The organism is Candidatus Hydrogenedentota bacterium, from assembly GCA_013359265.1.
Lineage (GTDB): Bacteria > Hydrogenedentota > Hydrogenedentia > Hydrogenedentales > SLHB01 > JABWCD01.
This window is the reverse complement of the sequence record JABWCD010000009.1, coordinates 81,093-96,918: the sequence shown is the minus strand read 5'-3', so window position 1 is coordinate 96,918 and position 15,826 is coordinate 81,093. Positions and strand designations below refer to the sequence as shown.

The window sequence follows — 15,826 nt, the reverse complement described above, 5'->3', positions numbered from 1 at the left end:
ATGCGGCCGATGCCGGGTTCGCTTGACAGCGGGTTAGGCCTATGGTACACTCCGGTAGATTGTTAGCACTCTTGTGTGCTGAGTGCCAAGTTGGAGCGTGAACCGTGCGCCAGGACGCCGATCTGTCCGAACGCGAAAACCTGATCCTCCAAGCTGCCGTCCACAGCTATATTACGACGGCGGAGCCGGTCGGGTCTCGCGCCATCGTGAAGCGGTTCGGCATCGATTTGAGCGCCGCGACGGTGCGCAACGTGATGGCCGACCTCGAAGAGGCCGGCTATTTACAGCAATTGCACACCAGCTCCGGGCGGGTGCCGACCGACCTGGGCTACCGGTATTACGTCGACTACTTGATGCGCGTACAGGAGCTGACGCTCCAGGAACGCGCGCGCATCGAATCGGAATTGACCGCGCGGCTGAACGACGCGGACGAGGTCATGCGGCAGACGAGCCACCTGCTTGCGCTGCTGTCGCACCAGACCGGCATTGTCGAGTCTCCGGACGAAGGCGATGCGCAGGTAAACCGGATTGAAGTGGTCCCGTTGACTCCGTCGCGGGTCGCCGTGCTGATTGCGGACAACGTGGGCCGTGTGCGAACGCACATGGTGTCCCTCGAGCCCAGCATCGAATCGGCGCTCGTGCCGAGGTTGAGCGCGTTCTTGAACGAGAACTTCCGCGGCGTGCCGGTGGATCGATTGATGACCTCGGTGCAAACGCGGCTGCGGATGTTTCTGGACGAGCAGCGGCTGCTCGCCGAAGAGGCGTTGCGCGTGTTGCAACTGCTTCCGGCGAACCGGCCGGGAACGTTGTACCTCGAAGGCGCCACGCAGCTCTTCGAGCAGCCCGAGTTCCGCGACGTGGACCGCGCGCGCGAAGTCTTCGTCCTGCTGGACGAGAAAGAGCGGTTGCTGGAGATTCTGAGGTCCGCCGTCATGCAGGGCGAGTCGCCCCGCACAACGGTTGTGATCGGGCGGGAGGCCCCAGGCGATGGCGTCGAGGGAATCAGCCTCGTCGCCGCGCCGTACCTCGTCGGTACGAAGAAGGTCGGAATGATCGGGGTCCTTGGCCCACGCCGGATGGCGTACCCGAAGGTGACCGCGCTCGTGGATTACACGGCCGGATTGTTGAGCCGATTGTTAACGCGGCTGGCGACATAGCGCCGGCCGCTATCGAGAAGTTGAAGAACAGGCCAAGCGCGAAGTGAGTAGATGCGTTTACGAATGAAGAAGTCGCACGAAGAAAAGACCGAACTCGAAAAACGTTTGGAAGCGGAGGTCGCGGCGGAAGAAGCGGCCGCGGTGGAGTCGGCTGCGCCTTCCGTGGAAACCGAGCCCGCGCCGGAGCCGGCGATTGACGTCGATGCGCTCGTTCGCGAGCGCGCCGCGTTGGCGGACCAAGTGCTCCGCATGCGCGCGGAGTTCGACAACTATCGCAAGCGCATGGCGCGCGACGCGGACCGCGTGCGTCAGCAGGCCGCCGAAGCGCTGATTCGCGATCTGCTTCCCGTGGTGGACCACTTGGAGTTGGCGATGAAGCACCGCGACGGCGGGCCGGACGCCCTGGCCGAAGGCGTTGGCATGGTCTTGCGCCAGTTTCACGACGTGCTCGTCCGGCACGGCGTGGAACCGATCACGGCGGCAGGCGAACCGTTCAACCCGGAGGTGCACGAGGCCGTGACACAGCGCGAGTCGGACGACGTGCCCGCGCAGGCCGTCATCGAAGAGTTTCAGAAAGGTTACAAGCTCGGGCAGATGGTCCTGCGGCCGGCCAAGGTCGTCGTGTCGCTTGGTACTCCCGGACAGGACGAGGCGGTTGAAGACGCAGCCGCGGTCGAAGAAACTTTGGAACAAAGTTGAGTAACGAATACGAACACGATTCGGGCGGGGCGACGCCCTGTCCGCGCCGGTACGGCTACTCGAATCTACGATAACGAAAGAACTTGCGGAAGACGGGCTACGCGCCGCGAGATGGAGGAACGGATAACATGGGCAAAGTGATAGGGATCGACTTGGGCACGACGAACTCGTGCGTTGCCGTAATGGAAGGCGGCGAACCCACCGTCATCGCGAATACGGAAGGCGCGCGCACGACGCCGTCGGTGGTTGCGTTTACGAAAGACGGCGACCGCCTTGTTGGCGCCGTGGCGAAGCGCCAGGCGATCACGAACCCGCAGAATACGGTCTTTTCAATCAAGCGCTTCATGGGCCGGCGTCACGAGGAAGTGACGACGGAAGAGAAGCTTGTGCCGTATAAAGTGACCGGCGCGCCCGGCGGCGATTGCCAGGTTGAAGTGCAGGGCAAATCGTTCCGTCCGCCCGAGATTTCCGCGATCATTCTGCGCAAGATGAAGGAAACCGCCGAAAACTATCTCGGCGAGCCCGTGACGCAGGCGGTCATCACCGTACCCGCATACTTCAATGACTCGCAGCGCCAGGCGACGAAAGACGCCGGCAAAATCGCGGGCCTCGAAGTGCTGCGCATCATCAACGAACCCACGGCCGCGGCGCTCGCCTATGGTCTCGATCGCAAGAAGAACGAGAAGGTCGCCGTGTACGACCTTGGCGGCGGCACCTTCGATATCTCGATCCTCGCGATCGGCGACGACAGCTTCGAAGTGATGAGCACGAACGGCGACACGCACCTCGGCGGCGACGATTTCGACCAGCGCGTGATTGACTGGATCGCTGACGAGTTCCTGCGCGATCAGGGCATCGATCTGCGCAAGGACCCAATGGCGCTGCAACGCCTCAAGGAAGCCGCGGAAAAGGCAAAGTGCGAATTGTCGAGCACGAAGCAAACCGACATAAACCTGCCGTTCATCACGGCGGATGCGTCGGGACCGAAGCACCTGAATTACACGCTGACCCGCTCAAAGCTCGAACAACTCTGCGACGATCTGCTTCAGCGCTCGAAGGCGCCCTGCTACCGCGCCATCGAAGACGCGGGACTCAAAGCGAGTGACATAGACGAGGTCATTCTCGTCGGCGGCATGACGCGCATGCCCGCGGTCGGCGAAATGGTCAAGAGCATCTTCAACAAGGAGCCCCACCGCGGCGTGAACCCCGACGAAGTCGTCGCGGTTGGCGCGGCGATCCAGGCGGGCGTGCTCGCGGGCGAAGTGAAGGACGTGCTCCTGCTCGACGTGACGCCGCTGTCGCTCGGCATCGAAACGCTCGGCGGCATCTGCACAAAACTGATCGAGCGCAACACGACCATCCCCGTCACGAAACGGCAAATCTTCTCGACCGCGGCCGACGGCCAGACCGCGGTGACAATTCACGTGTTGCAGGGCGAGCGCGAACTCGCCGCGCACAACCGCACGCTGGGCCGTTTTGACCTCATCGGCATTCCCGCGGCCCCGCGCGGCATTCCGCAGATCGAAGTCACCTTCGATATCGACGCGAACGGCATTGTGCACGTCTCCGCGAAAGACCTCGGCACGGGTAAGGAACAGAAGATTCGGATCGAATCTTCGAGCGGCCTGTCCGAATCCGACATCGACAAGATGCTGAAGGACGCGGAGTCGCACGCGGCGGAAGACGCCGAACGCAAGAAGGGCATCGAAATCCGCAACAACGCCGACTCGATGGTCTACTCGACCGAAAAGACGCTCAAAGAAAACGCGGACAAGATCAGCGCCGAGGACAAGTCGGCGATCGAAGCCGCGATCGCCGAACTGAAATCGGCGCTCGCGGGAACGGACAACTCGGCCATCGAGTCCGCGATGCAAAAGCTCACGCAGGCCTCGCACAAGATGGCGGAGGCCATGTACGCGCACGCCGCGCAAGCGGGCGCCGGCGCGGCTGCCGGCGCCGGTTCCGAAGGCGCTGGCGGCGCGGAGTCGCCGGGCACGGCAGGCGAAGGTCCTATCGACGCGGACTTCACCGTCGAAGACGACAAGAAGGATTAATCATCGCCACGCTCTGTTGGACGCGCACGCAGCAGAAGGTGATAGAGTATGCCCATGGCAAGACAGCGTGACTATTACGACATCCTCGGTGTCCCGCGTGAAGCGAGCGCCGAGGACATTCGTAAGGCCTATCTGAAACTCGCGCATAAGTTTCACCCGGACAAAACCGGCGGCGACAAAGCGGCCGAGGACAAACTAAAAGAAATCAACCAGGCCTACGACGTCCTCAAGAACAAGGACAAGCGCGCGAAGTACGACCAGTTCGGCCACATGGGCGAACAGATGGGTGGCGCGGAAGGCTTCGGCGGTTTTGGAGGGTTCGGCGGCGCGGGCGCGCAAGGGTTCGAGGCGCCGTTCGACGAGTTTTTCGACGTGCTCTTCGGCCGGTCCAGCGGCGGCGGACGCGGCAGGCGCACGGCCGCGCGCGCGGGCGCCGACCTCGAGTACCGCCTGGGAATTTCCCTGCGCGAGGCGGCGTCCGGCACGAAGAAAAAAGTAAAATTCCAGCGGCGCGAAGTGTGCAGCGATTGCAGCGGCACGGGCGCGCAAGCAGGCACGCAGCCGCAGGCCTGCGCGGACTGCCAGGGCACCGGCCAGGTTCGCCGCGCCCAAGGTTTTTTCAGCATCACGCAAACCTGCGGACGCTGCCGCGGCACGGGCCGCATCATCACCAAACCGTGCACGCGCTGCTCAGGCACGGGCCGCTACCGTGCCGAACGCGAACTGTCCGTCGACCTGCCCGGCGGCGTCGATACCGGATCGCGTCTGCGCCTCGCCGGCGAAGGCGAACCCGGCGAACACGGCGGGCCGCGCGGCGATCTGTACATCTACGTCGAAGTCGAGCCGGACGATATCTTCATGCGCGACGGCAACGATGTCGTCTGCGAGATTCCAGTGAGCTTTGTTCAGGCGATCATCGGCGACAAAATCAAAGTGCCGACCTTGACCGGCGACGCGGAATTGAAGGTTCCGCCCGGCACGCAACCGGGTACCCTGTTCCGCCTGCGCGGCATGGGCATCAAAGACCTGCGCGGCTACCACAAGGGCGATCAAATCGTCCGCGTACAGGTCGAAATCCCCACGCGTATCTCGCGCGAACAGCGCGAACTCGTCGAGCGCTTCGCCCAACTCAGCAACGAAAAAACCTATCCGCTCTACCAGCGGTTCGTCGAGAAGCTGAAAAAATCGTTGGGCGGGTAATCGCGTTCGTGGGGGCAAGAGGACCCAAGAGACCCAAAAGACAACAGGACACATCCGGCATAAAGGTCGTTCGCCTTCAGCCCCCCGTTACGTCCTTTGCGTCATTTAGGTCCTTGATGTCCTTTAGTCTCGGGTACTTTTCGATCAAGCACTCGGGTATTTCCTCGACCCCTTGCCCCAACCCGTGCTTCAACTCAAACGCATTCACCACCGCCTGCCCCGCGAAGTGGTTGTTGGTGACGACGTAGATGTCCTGCGCGAGTTTGCGCATGCGCTGGACGACGGCAAGCCATTCCTTTAGCTCGTTGCGCGTGTACAGGTAATTGTAGCGGTCATCGCGCGAGGCGTCCTCGCGGAACCAGTCCGCGGCATTTCGCCCGTGCAGCCGCACATAGCCCACGCGCGCGGTGACGTAATCGGTAACGCCGATCGAATTCTGAAACAGCGGCTGATCGATGTTGCAGAACGCCACGCGCCGGTCCGCGAGCGCCTCGAACACTTCGGGCCGGTTCCACGAATTATGGCGAATCTCCAGCGCCATCGGATACTCCGCGAACGCTTCCAACACCCGCGCGAGCCATTGCCGGTTTTCCGGCGTGCGCTTGAAACTCCACGGAAACTGCACGAGCAGCGCGCCGAACTTACCCGCCTCGACGCAGGGCGCAATACCGTCGCGAAACTGCCGCAGCTCGCTCACACTCGGCCATTCGTCTCGGTGGTGCGTGAACCGCTCCCAGAGTTTGTACGTGAACATGAAGCGCGGGTTCGCGCTCACTTTGTTCACCCACGCCTCGCTGTGCGCCGCGCTCGGCGGACGGTAGAACGACATATTCACCTCGACGGTGTCGAAGTAGCGGCTGAGGAATTCGAGCGGGTGCAGCGATCGCGGTTTGTCCGGCGGATAGACGACACCTTTCCAGTCGTCGTACGACCAACCCGCGGGGCCGACGCGTACGCTAGACGATTCGCTCGACAACGACCAGCCCCATCACGTTCAGGAGTTCACGATAGTCCGGGTTCGATTTCACTTCCTGATTGTAGAAGTCGGTGACGCCTTCCCAAGCGCCGATATCGTGGAACGCGATAAGCCCGCCCTGAATTACATGCGGCGACCACAAATCGAAATCGCGCTTGGACGCTTCGTACGAGTGATCGGCATCGATGAACAGCAGACGAATGGGCTTGTTCCAAGCCGCCGCCGCGTCCTCCGACTTCGCCACGATGGTCTCGACGTGATCCGCGACGCCCAGAAACGACGTGTTACGCTTGAACGCTTCGAGCGTTGACCCCGAATTTACGATGTCGTGGTCCTCGTTCTCCATACCTTTCTGATGCTCGGGAGAACCTGTGAACGAATCGATGGCGTAGACCTTTTCGCGGCAAGCCCTCATCGCTCCTTTCGCAAGCCAGCATGTCGATTTGCCTTTGAAACTGCCGATCTCGACGATCGCGCCGAGCCCCGGACCCTGTTCCGCAAGCACCATGAGCGTGTAGCCCTGAATGTCGGAGAGCCAGCCCTCGAGTTGCGAAATGGCGACGGTATGTTCGTGAAACTCGAAGACCGTTCGCAGCCGGTACATGATAGCGTCGTTCAGCATGCGCCGCGTCCTCGATCGGGATGCTAGGCGAGAATTTCGCTGACGATTGAGCCGGAAACGTCCGTCAAGCGGAAGTCGCGCCCCTTAAAGCGGTAGGTAAGTTCGGTATGTTCGAGGCCGAGCAGGTGCAAGATCGTCGCCTGCAAATCGTGTACGTGAATCGGCCGCTCTGCGATGTGGAACCCGAGATCGTCCGTCGCGCCGATTGTTTGTCCCGTGCGCACGCCCGCGCCCGCCAACCACATGGTGAACGCTTGCGGATGGTGATCGCGCCCCATGCTGCGGCCCAGCGCCGCGCTCGATTCGACCATTGGCGTGCGCCCGAATTCGCCGCCCCAGATCACCAGTGTGTCGTCGAGCATGCCGCGCCGCTTGAGATCGATCAGCAGCGCCGCGGACGCCTGGTCCGTCGCGCCGCATTGGCCCTTGAGTCCGCCCGCGACGTCGCTGTGGTGGTCCCATCCGCCGTGGTAGACATTAACGAAGCGCACGCCGCGTTCGAGCAATCGCCGCGCGAGCAGGCAATTGTTCGCGAAGGACGCTTTGCCCGGTTCCGCGCCGTACAGCGCGAGCGTTTCAGGCGACTCCTTCGAGATGTCCATGAGTTCCGGCGCGCTCGACTGCATGCGGTACGCGAGTTCGTAATTGCTGATGCGCGTCTCGATCTCGGGATCGCCGACGGCCTCGAACCGGTGCTGATTCAACTGATTAATCAGGTCTAGCGATTCGCGCTGCGTCTGCGCGTCCACAAATTTCGGGTTCGACACGTTCAGGATCGGGTCGCCCGCGCTGCGGAACGGCACGCCCTGATACACCGTCGGCATGAACCCGCAGCCCCAGCAATGCGCGCCGCCGCTTACGCCTTCGCCGGTGCTCAACACGACGAAGCCAGGCAGCGCGTCCGCCTCGCTGCCGAGTCCATATGACACCCACGCGCCCATGCTCGGGCGGCCCAGTTGCGGCGAACCCGTATTCATCATGATCTGCGCGGGCGCGTGATTGAACTGGTTCGTCCACATCGATTTGATCAGGCAAATGTCATCGGCAACTTTCGCAAGGTGCGGCAGCATCTCGGAAAGTTCCGCGCCGGACTGGCCGTGCTTCGCGAATGCGAACCGCGTCGCGAGCAACCCGGCGTTGCGCTGAATGAACGCATACCGCTGGTCCTTCACGATATCCGGCGGAATCGGCTGGCCGTCGTATTTCACCAGCGTCGGTTTGTAATCGAACAGATCGAGCTGGCTCGGCGCGCCGGCCATGAAGAGATAGATGACGCGTTTCGCCTTCGCGGCGAAGTGCGGCTGGCGGATCGCCAGCGGGTTCGCCGGAACGGCGATCGCCCCGCGCGTCAGCAGCGAGGCGAGCGCGATCTTGCCCACGCCCACGCCGCAATCGCGGAAGAATTGCCGGCGGGTCAGGAACTGCAAACGCCGGTTGGTGTTCGTCGCCGATCTCATGGGTATGCCTTCGCGGACATTATCCAAAAAATGCCGTCAAGCGTCCAATCCCCGATAGGGCGGCTTTCACTGTAAGGGGCCGCGTCGCGGTTAGCGCCGCAACTTCGCCAACGCCTCGCTGGCGGGCATGCGCAGCCGGTGCTGGTAAAGATGCGAGACGGGCGTGTCTTCGGGGTTGATCTCGATTGATACCGCGCCGTTCGCCACGGCGATGCGCGGCAACTCCGCGGCGGGATACACCACGCCCGAGGTGCCAATACTCACAATTGCGTCGGCCTTGGTCAGCGCCGCCTCCGCCCGCTCGAGCACCCGACGATCGAGCATATCCTCGAACCACACGATGTCCGGGCGCCAATATGCGCCGCACGCGCAGTGACGGGGATCGATCGGAATTTGATCGTTTGCGACCACGATGCCGTCGCGGTCGCAGCGCACGCGCCAGAGACTGCCGTGCAGTTCGATGACTTTCGACGGATCGACTCCCGCCCGCTGATGCAGGCCGTCGATGTTTTGCGTAACCACGCAGGATTCAGGCTCCGCCCGCAACACCTCCGCAACGATGCGGTGTCCCTCGTTCGGCTCGCACGCCGCTACGCGCTCGCGGCGTTTGTCGTGAAAGTCCCACACCTTTTCCGGGTCGCGATCGAACGCGCGCTGGCACGCGAAATCTTCGTAGTTGTATTGCTTCCAAATCCCGCCGCGCCCGCGGTACGTCGGAATGCCGCTCTCGGCGGAAAGCCCCGCACCGGTGAAGAAGACGATGCGGCCAAATTGTCGTAGATTCGGATATTGAGAACCGGCACTCATAGCCGCGTGCGCGTGCCGAGTTTCTTGCCCGCGTAATAGCCGGTGTCGACGGCCTTACGCGATTTGGTGAAGTACGTGATCTGGCCGGTGTGGTAGGTGAAATGTTCGACCACGTGGATGAGGATGCTCAAGCCGGATTCCTGATAAATCTGCACTGAGCGCTTCTCCATTAACGTTGATGGATCAAGCGAATCGATTACAGCCTTCGCGTCACGCATCGTGGCGTCAAGGCGACCGAGCAATTCTGAAGTCGGCATCGGCCCGGGTTCGGCAAATTCCTTGTCTCGCTCGCGGTGATCCTCCTGCCGCCCAAGTCCGGTGCAAATCCATTGCCGCACGTTTCCACAGAGGTGCAGCACCAAATTGCCGACGCTGACGGTCTCCGCGTTGGGACGGTACCAAATCTCGTCCTCCATCAGTAGTCCCAGACACTTCTCAATGCGCGGAAGCGATTCGTCGAAGAGACGGCGGTTGCATTCCGCGATCAACGCCGCCCCAAATTCGTCTGACATATCTCTCACTCCGAAAACTCAGTATAAGTAGATTGACTATGTGGAGTGCGGCGGCAACGTCCGCTTCGGACAGCGCTGCCGCTTTGGCTTCCGGCGGAGCCGGTTTGGTCTGCAAATAACAACTGCTCGCCCCAATGCGTGGCGCCGTGAGAGCCAAAGCGGCAGCGCCGAAGACTGTGCTGCCGCACTCCATATTTCGCACCGATTCAGGTTTCAGTTTATTTGGACGTAAAGTCATTCCCGCAGCGCGTTGAAATGCGCCACCGCCGACTCGCCGAGCGCGCCGAGGTGGTAGCCGCCCTCGAGCAGCGACACGATGCCGCCGTTCGCGAGGTGTTTCACGCGGCGCGTCATCTCCGCGTAGGTTTCGGTTTCGAGGCGCTGCGACGCGAGCGGGTCCATCTTGTGCGCGTCGAACCCGCTCGATATCAATAGGAAATCAGGCTTGAAACGCTCGAACTCCGGTATGATTTGCATATCCAGCGCGGCGAGCCATTCCTTCGGCCCAAAACCCCAGTCCATCTGCACGTTCAGGTTTGTGTTGTTCTTGCCTCGCTCGCTGGGGTAGCCCGTGCCGGGATACAGCGGGTGCTGATGCATGCTCGCGTAATAGACGGTGTCGTCGTCGTAAAACGTGTGCTGCGTGCCATTGCCATGGTGCACGTCCCAATCGAGGATTGCGACCTTGCCGATGCCGCGCACGTCGCGCAGCCACCGCGCGGCGATGGCGATGTTATTGAACAGGCAGAAGCCCATCGCGCGGTCGCGTTCCGCGTGGTGGCCGGGCGGCCGCATCGCGGAAAACGCGTTGTCCACCTTGCCCTCGAGCACGGCCTTGCACGCGGCAATCGCGCCGCCCGCTGCAAGTAGCGCCGCGTCCCACGACGCCTTCACCATGACGGTGTCCGCGTCGGGATAATCGGCGTTCTGCTTGCAGGTGCGCTCGATCGTGTCGATATGTTCCGCGGTATGGACGCGCAGCAAATCTTCCCGCGTGGCCGGTTCGACGTCGATCGCGATGTACTCGACCTTCGCATCCGCGAACGCCTTCCGAATCGCCTCGAGCCGCGCCGCGCACTCCGGATGCCCACGCCCCGTGTCGTGCAACAACCCTTCCTCGCGAAAACAATAGCCGGTGTTCTTAGGCATTGCTTAATCGTCCCCGACGCATTTCAGAACGCGATAACGATGAGAACCGGATACGAATCTCGTATTTGCGCCGAAGGCGCTTCGCAACCCTAGCCAGGGGCATCGCCCCTGGTATGCGGCACAAACCCCGTCCCTCTTCGCCCTGAAAGGGCATTGCAGGAAGCCTAATCCCACAGATACCGTTCGTCAAACTCAATACCGTGTTTTCGCAATAAGATGCGGAGTTCATCTTGAAAGGTCATTTTCTTGTGGTGCCGTTCCTGGTTCAAAATGTAACCGCGCAGCGTGTCCAGATTCGATGGGCTGACGGAAAATAGCGCATAACCGGACTGCCAATAGAATTTGTCGAAAGCCCTGTCCTGCGTTTTGATCCACTTCGAGGATTGCTTCTTTACTACCTCAACCAATTTGATGGGCGCGGCCACCTTCGCCATCGCGAACGCAATGTGAACGTGATCCTCCACGCCGCCGATGAGGATTTCACGACAACCTTCGCCTTCGAGCACCCCAGCCATGTAGCCATAGAGCTTCGGGCGGATTTCCGCATTCAAGCAAGCGACTCGATGCTTTGTGCTGAATATCAGATGTCCCAATATGCGGACGAACGATTGCGGCATGAATGGCAATCCTCCATTTTGCAGTGCCCTTTCAGGGCGCCCCTAGGGCGGGATTACGTCACTTTCCAGGGGCGATGCCCCTGGCTAGGGTTGCTATGCGCCTTCGGCGCGAAGGCTACCCTACGCTTGCATACGTGCGATCGATTTTGCCTGCCCCGCCGCGTAGTTATACTCGGAATCATTTAGGTTGCGTCGCCAATTCACGCACGTTTGGATTTAATTTTATTGCGCTTCGGCGGCACTTGTGTGGTTTGCTCTTGATTTTGCACTTTCGTTTTTTCTTCGGATAGCGATGGAAGATTATGCTGTAATCACTTTGCCGTGCCTCATCGAAGTAACGGCGGTATCGCTTTGTGCGCATGCGTTGCTTGGAACAAACCCAGTGGTCTATCAACTTTGAAGGAACCCAGCCCGCTTCACGGATCAGGATGCGCGCAAGTCTCTCACCCGTAATACGCGTCATTGAATGAAAGGAGCACGTTCACAAACGCACCCCCGAGTTTTCGGTCTTCGGGTTTGCATTTCTCACGGGCCGAATAGTGAAAACAGTACATAAGCATAATTCACCCCTGGTGCCAATAACACTCCCACCCCAGATACGTTGTAAACGCGTCGTGGATTGCCCGGGCGATCTGGCTGTGGTTGGCGGCGACGTGGTGTTCGAAGCCGTTGTGGCAGATGTACTGGAGCAGCGTTTGCAGGCCGTTCACTTTCGCGACGCCGAACCCACCGAAGGTTTCGATCGGGTCATCCGTGAACTCGCCTTCGCCGACGTAGGAGCTGATGATTCCTTCGCTGTCAAAAGTGCTGACGCGGCAGAAGGTCATGGGTTGCGCTTTGATGCGGCCGTAGATGGTGCCGTAGGTGTTGTCTTTCCCAACGGTGCCCGCGATGATTTCCTGGTAGTCCATGCGCGTCGAATTGAAACAGCTCTTCGGCAGGTTCGAGCAGTGGAAGCACACGCACTTGTCCGCGTCGTCGCCGTAGTTGTTGTTCCAATCGAGCAGGAAGCTGGGCGAGCCCGATGCCAGCGCGAGCGCCTGCATGCTCACGGTGCCCGCGACGTCTGTCTCGCACGCGGACGACAACAGGTCATTGCTCATCATGCTCATGACGGTGCAGGGCACCACGCCGAACCATTCCTCCATGCTCGTCCAGCATTGGATTGCGGTCGCATCGAGATCGTACTGTTTCATCCATTCGTCGATGATGGTCGCGAGCTTGCCCATCTTCACCAGGGCAGGATTCGGCACGCCCTTCGTGTCGGTGTAGCCCTTGATGTTTCCGATGCGGTCCTTCACGCGCTTGTCCGTGTCGCTCATGCGCGCCGCCTTCGCGAACACCTCGGAGAGGTCGAGCGTTTCGACGGTGATGCCGGATTCCTGTAACAGCTTTTCGCTGTAGCGGACCGTGTTGAACGCCGCGGGCCGCGCGCCCAACGCGCCGATGCGGCACGAGCGCAACCCGCGCACCACGCGGCACGTCGCCGCAAACGTGCGCACTTCGTTCTCGAACGCTTTCGTGTTCGGGTCCATCGTGTGCCGCGCGGTGATCGAGAAGGGGATGCCATACTGCTTCAGGTTGTTGCAGACGCTCATCTTCCCGCAGAACGAGTCGCGCCGGTGCTTGATCGTCATCTTCGCCGCGTCGTCCTGCCACGCATGGATCAACACGGGCACGTTCAGCCCCGCCATCTTCAGCGTGTCCGCTACGCCGCGTTCATCGCCGAAGTTCGGCAGCGTGACGATGATGCCGTCGATCTTCTCGCGGTTTTTCTTGAACAGTTCGGCGCACTTCTTCGCATCGTCCCACGTCTCCACGCTGCCGAACTTTGTGTCCTTCGGCGAGAGCACCACGACCGAGTAGCCCCATTTTTTCAGCAGCTTCGTCAGGCCGTCGTACCCCTCCCGTGCGAGGACATCCGGGAAGAATCCCCGGTTACCGACTATCAACCCGAAACACGCCGATTTCGCTTTGGCAGGCATGGCCCCTCACTCCCGTGGTTTTCGTGCAATTTGCCTCCCCACGTCCGCACCCGGAAGGCATGGACGCATTGTACCGATGCCTGGTTACAGCGGCAAACGGCGTTGCTATATGCGAAAATCACTAAATTATAGTTTTTATCGAATAAAAAATGATATATTCGGTTCTGTCAATAGTGTATACTCTACATTAGGACAAGCGAGACTTGGGACCGTGGAATACCGTCGTACTCCAAACAGGGCCAAGGGCCCTTCCTGGCTCGGATTGGCGCTCATCGCGTCAGGCGTTGCCGTATTCGCCTGCTCGTTCTATCCAAACATCGCCAAAGGCAACGCCTTCCTGGGCGACCTGCTCGAGCTGGTGGGGACGGCACTGCTCGTATTCGGCGCCAACGCGTTTATTCGCCGCATCAGCGCAAGCCGCTATGCAACCGGGCTCTTCCTGGGCGGCTGCCTCTTGCTCACGTTCGCGCGGTTCCTCGATTTCAGCGCCGAGGTCCGCATGCTCGATGGCATCGTGATCATCGGGGACGGCAGCGCCGCCCACAACGTGGTCATGCGATTGTCCGAAAGCTTCGGGTACATCTGCATCCTGCTGACGATGCTCGCGCTCATGCACGAGCTATCGCGCATGTTCGACACGGCGGAAACCGAACGCCAGCGGTACAAGGAGTTGCACCACGCGAGCCAGTACCTCGCGCGCGTCGCCGACATGACCGCCGATGCCGTGATTGCGATCGACGACAGCGGCAAGATCGAGGTATGGAACAAAGGCGCCGAACGCCTCTTTCAATACAGCAAGGAGGACGCAACTCGGCTAAATGTCCGGGAATTTCTCTCCGTCGACACCGACGGCGCAGGGTTCCTCGCGTGGGTATCGGATGCCGCGCCATCGCGGGCCGCCGACGTTACCGCCACGCGTAAGGACGGCACCCAGTTCGCGGCCGGCGCAACCTTTTCCGTGATTACCGGGGACGACGCCGAAGCGATGGGCGTCAGCGTCGTCGTGCGCGATATCGACGAGCGCAAGCGGGAAGAACGCAAACTCATCGAATCCCGAAAACTCATCTCCGGCGCGCTGCACGCCGCGGACGTCGGCCTGTTTGTGCTCGATCGCGACGGCGAAATCATCGAGTTCAACGCGCGAATCCAGGAACTCACGGGACTCACCCGTCCCATGTTGCACGACGAGACCGTCGCCTCGATCGCGGCGAAACTGTTGGACAACCCCGACACCCTGATCGCGGCGGTATTCGATCGCGTGCTCAAACGCGGCAAGCACGTCGAATTGCGAAATCTCAAATTGCGCCGCCCCGACGGGAGCATTCGTATCTGCAATGGCGCCATCGCGCCCGTCACGGACGAAACCGGCGCGGTGATCGCTGCGGCGGGTGTCGCGATCGACGTCACCGACCGCGAATCGCTCCAGTCGCGCCTGCTTGAAGCGCAGAAGATGGACAGCATCGGCCGGCTCGCCGGCGGCATCGCGCACGATTTCAACAACATCCTCACCGGTGTGCTCGGCTACGCCACGCTCGCGAAGAAGACCGTCGAGCCCGACTCGCCGGTCATGAAGCACCTTTCGCAAATCGAACTGTCCGCGGTGCGCGCGTCCGAACTCACGCACCAACTGCTCACGTTCGCGCGCGGCGGCGCGAAGAACGAAACCAAACTCTCGCTCAACCCGTTGATCGAGGAAACAATCAAGCTTGTCTCGCACTCGCTCAATCCCAATGTCCGTATCGCGTTCGACCCCGACGCCGCGCTCGACCAGGTCAGTGCCGATCCCGCGCAGATGCACCAAATGATGATGAACCTCTGCCTGAACGCGCGCGACGCCATCCAGTTCGCGGGCGAAATCCGAGTGTCCGCGCGAAACGTCGAGGTCACCGACGCCGATCGCGAGCGGCTGCAGGTCACCACGCCCGGCCGCTACGTGCGCATCCGCGTCGAGGACACCGGCCGCGGCATGCCGCCGGAGGTGAGCCAGCGCATTTTCGAACCGTTCTTCTCGACAAAGAAGCAGGGGCAGGCATACGGGTTGGGCCTGTCCGTCGTTTACGGAATCGTGCATTCGCACCGGGGGGTCATCGCAGTGGAATCGACAGTAGGCGTGGGCTCAAGGTTTGACGTATACCTGCCATCCGCGGGGCAGGCCGCCCCCGCGCCGAAACCCGCCAACGGCACATCGGTCAGGAACGGCAAAGAGACCATTCTTGTCGTCGACGACGAACAACTGCTCCGCGCGGTGTTGCAGGACATCCTCGAAATGTCCGGTTACGACGTCCTCCAGGCCTCGACGGGCGAAGAAGCGATCGAGGTATACAACAAACGCAAGGACGACATCGCCGTTGTAATACTCGATATCGTAATGCCGGGAATGGGCGGCGCAAGAGCGCTTGACGAACTCGTCAGGATCAATCCCGGCCTCCGCTGCATTATCTCGAGCGGGTTTGGCGGCGAAGGAATCGAGGGCAAGCACAACGGCCAACTGATGCGCTTCGTCCCAAAACCCTTCAGCACAACCAACGTCACCGCCGCCGTGCAGGACTTGCTTCACGTGTAGCATTTCGGGCCATACTCTCGCATGGCCA

At 61.1% G+C, this 15,826-nt stretch carries 13 protein-coding genes; 5 read left to right on the top strand and 8 right to left on the bottom strand.

Annotated elements, in window-relative coordinates; all coding sequences use genetic code 11:
• Positions 1 to 104: 104 nt before the first annotated feature.
• From hrcA to dnaJ, 4 genes are all read left to right on the top strand, one after another.
• A complete protein-coding gene (gene hrcA, locus HUU46_10200) occupies positions 105 to 1,157 on the top strand; it encodes a heat-inducible transcription repressor HrcA (protein ID NUM54002.1) in 1,053 nt (350 codons plus the stop codon).
• Positions 1,158 to 1,208: 51 nt separating this feature from the next.
• Complete coding sequence (grpE, locus tag HUU46_10195) at positions 1,209 to 1,856, top strand: nucleotide exchange factor GrpE (GenBank protein ID NUM54001.1); 648 nt, start codon at positions 1,209 to 1,211, stop codon at positions 1,854 to 1,856.
• A 128-nt stretch (positions 1,857 to 1,984) separates the two neighbouring features.
• Positions 1,985 to 3,910: a molecular chaperone DnaK gene (gene dnaK / locus HUU46_10190; GenBank protein ID NUM54000.1), complete on the top strand. Its 1,926-nt coding sequence runs from the start codon at positions 1,985 to 1,987 to the stop codon at positions 3,908 to 3,910.
• 54 nt (positions 3,911 to 3,964) lie between these two features.
• The gene (gene dnaJ, locus HUU46_10185) at positions 3,965 to 5,110 is read left to right on the top strand and encodes a molecular chaperone DnaJ (protein ID NUM53999.1); all 1,146 of its coding nucleotides are present in this window, start codon (positions 3,965 to 3,967) and stop codon (positions 5,108 to 5,110) included.
• A 76-nt stretch (positions 5,111 to 5,186) separates the two neighbouring features.
• On the opposite strand, the gene HUU46_10180 is transcribed toward dnaJ, so the two are convergent.
• From HUU46_10180 to HUU46_10145, 8 genes are all read right to left on the bottom strand, one after another.
• A complete protein-coding gene (locus HUU46_10180) occupies positions 5,187 to 6,086 on the bottom strand; it encodes a DUF72 domain-containing protein (GenBank protein NUM53998.1) in 900 nt (299 codons plus the stop codon).
• Positions 6,067 to 6,708 (bottom strand): class I SAM-dependent methyltransferase, encoded by a 642-nt coding sequence (locus HUU46_10175; GenBank protein ID NUM53997.1) that lies wholly within the window; start codon positions 6,706 to 6,708, stop codon positions 6,067 to 6,069. Before HUU46_10175 ends, HUU46_10180 begins: the two co-directional genes overlap by 20 nt.
• Before the next feature lie 23 nt (positions 6,709 to 6,731).
• Positions 6,732 to 8,165, bottom strand: a complete 1,434-nt coding sequence (locus tag HUU46_10170; protein NUM53996.1) for a DUF1501 domain-containing protein — start codon at positions 8,163 to 8,165, stop codon at positions 6,732 to 6,734.
• Between the two features lie 90 nt (positions 8,166 to 8,255).
• Positions 8,256 to 8,972 (bottom strand): NAD-dependent deacylase, encoded by a 717-nt coding sequence (locus HUU46_10165; GenBank protein ID NUM53995.1) that lies wholly within the window; start codon positions 8,970 to 8,972, stop codon positions 8,256 to 8,258.
• Positions 8,969 to 9,484 (bottom strand): DUF1572 family protein, encoded by a 516-nt coding sequence (locus HUU46_10160; GenBank protein ID NUM53994.1) that lies wholly within the window; start codon positions 9,482 to 9,484, stop codon positions 8,969 to 8,971. The genes HUU46_10165 and HUU46_10160 overlap by 4 nt, the downstream gene beginning before the upstream one ends.
• Before the next feature lie 234 nt (positions 9,485 to 9,718).
• Positions 9,719 to 10,633, bottom strand: a complete 915-nt coding sequence (locus tag HUU46_10155; GenBank protein ID NUM53993.1) for a histone deacetylase — start codon at positions 10,631 to 10,633, stop codon at positions 9,719 to 9,721.
• A 164-nt stretch (positions 10,634 to 10,797) separates the two neighbouring features.
• On the bottom strand, positions 10,798 to 11,250 hold the full coding sequence (locus HUU46_10150; GenBank protein ID NUM53992.1) for a transposase: 453 nt from the start codon (positions 11,248 to 11,250) through the stop codon (positions 10,798 to 10,800).
• 563 nt (positions 11,251 to 11,813) lie between these two features.
• On the bottom strand, positions 11,814 to 13,235 hold the full coding sequence (locus HUU46_10145; GenBank protein NUM53991.1) for a fucose isomerase: 1,422 nt from the start codon (positions 13,233 to 13,235) through the stop codon (positions 11,814 to 11,816).
• A 211-nt stretch (positions 13,236 to 13,446) separates the two neighbouring features.
• Between HUU46_10145 and HUU46_10140 the strand changes: the two genes are divergently transcribed.
• On the top strand, positions 13,447 to 15,798 hold the full coding sequence (locus tag HUU46_10140; protein ID NUM53990.1) for a PAS domain S-box protein: 2,352 nt from the start codon (positions 13,447 to 13,449) through the stop codon (positions 15,796 to 15,798).
• Positions 15,799 to 15,826 lie beyond the last annotated feature (28 nt).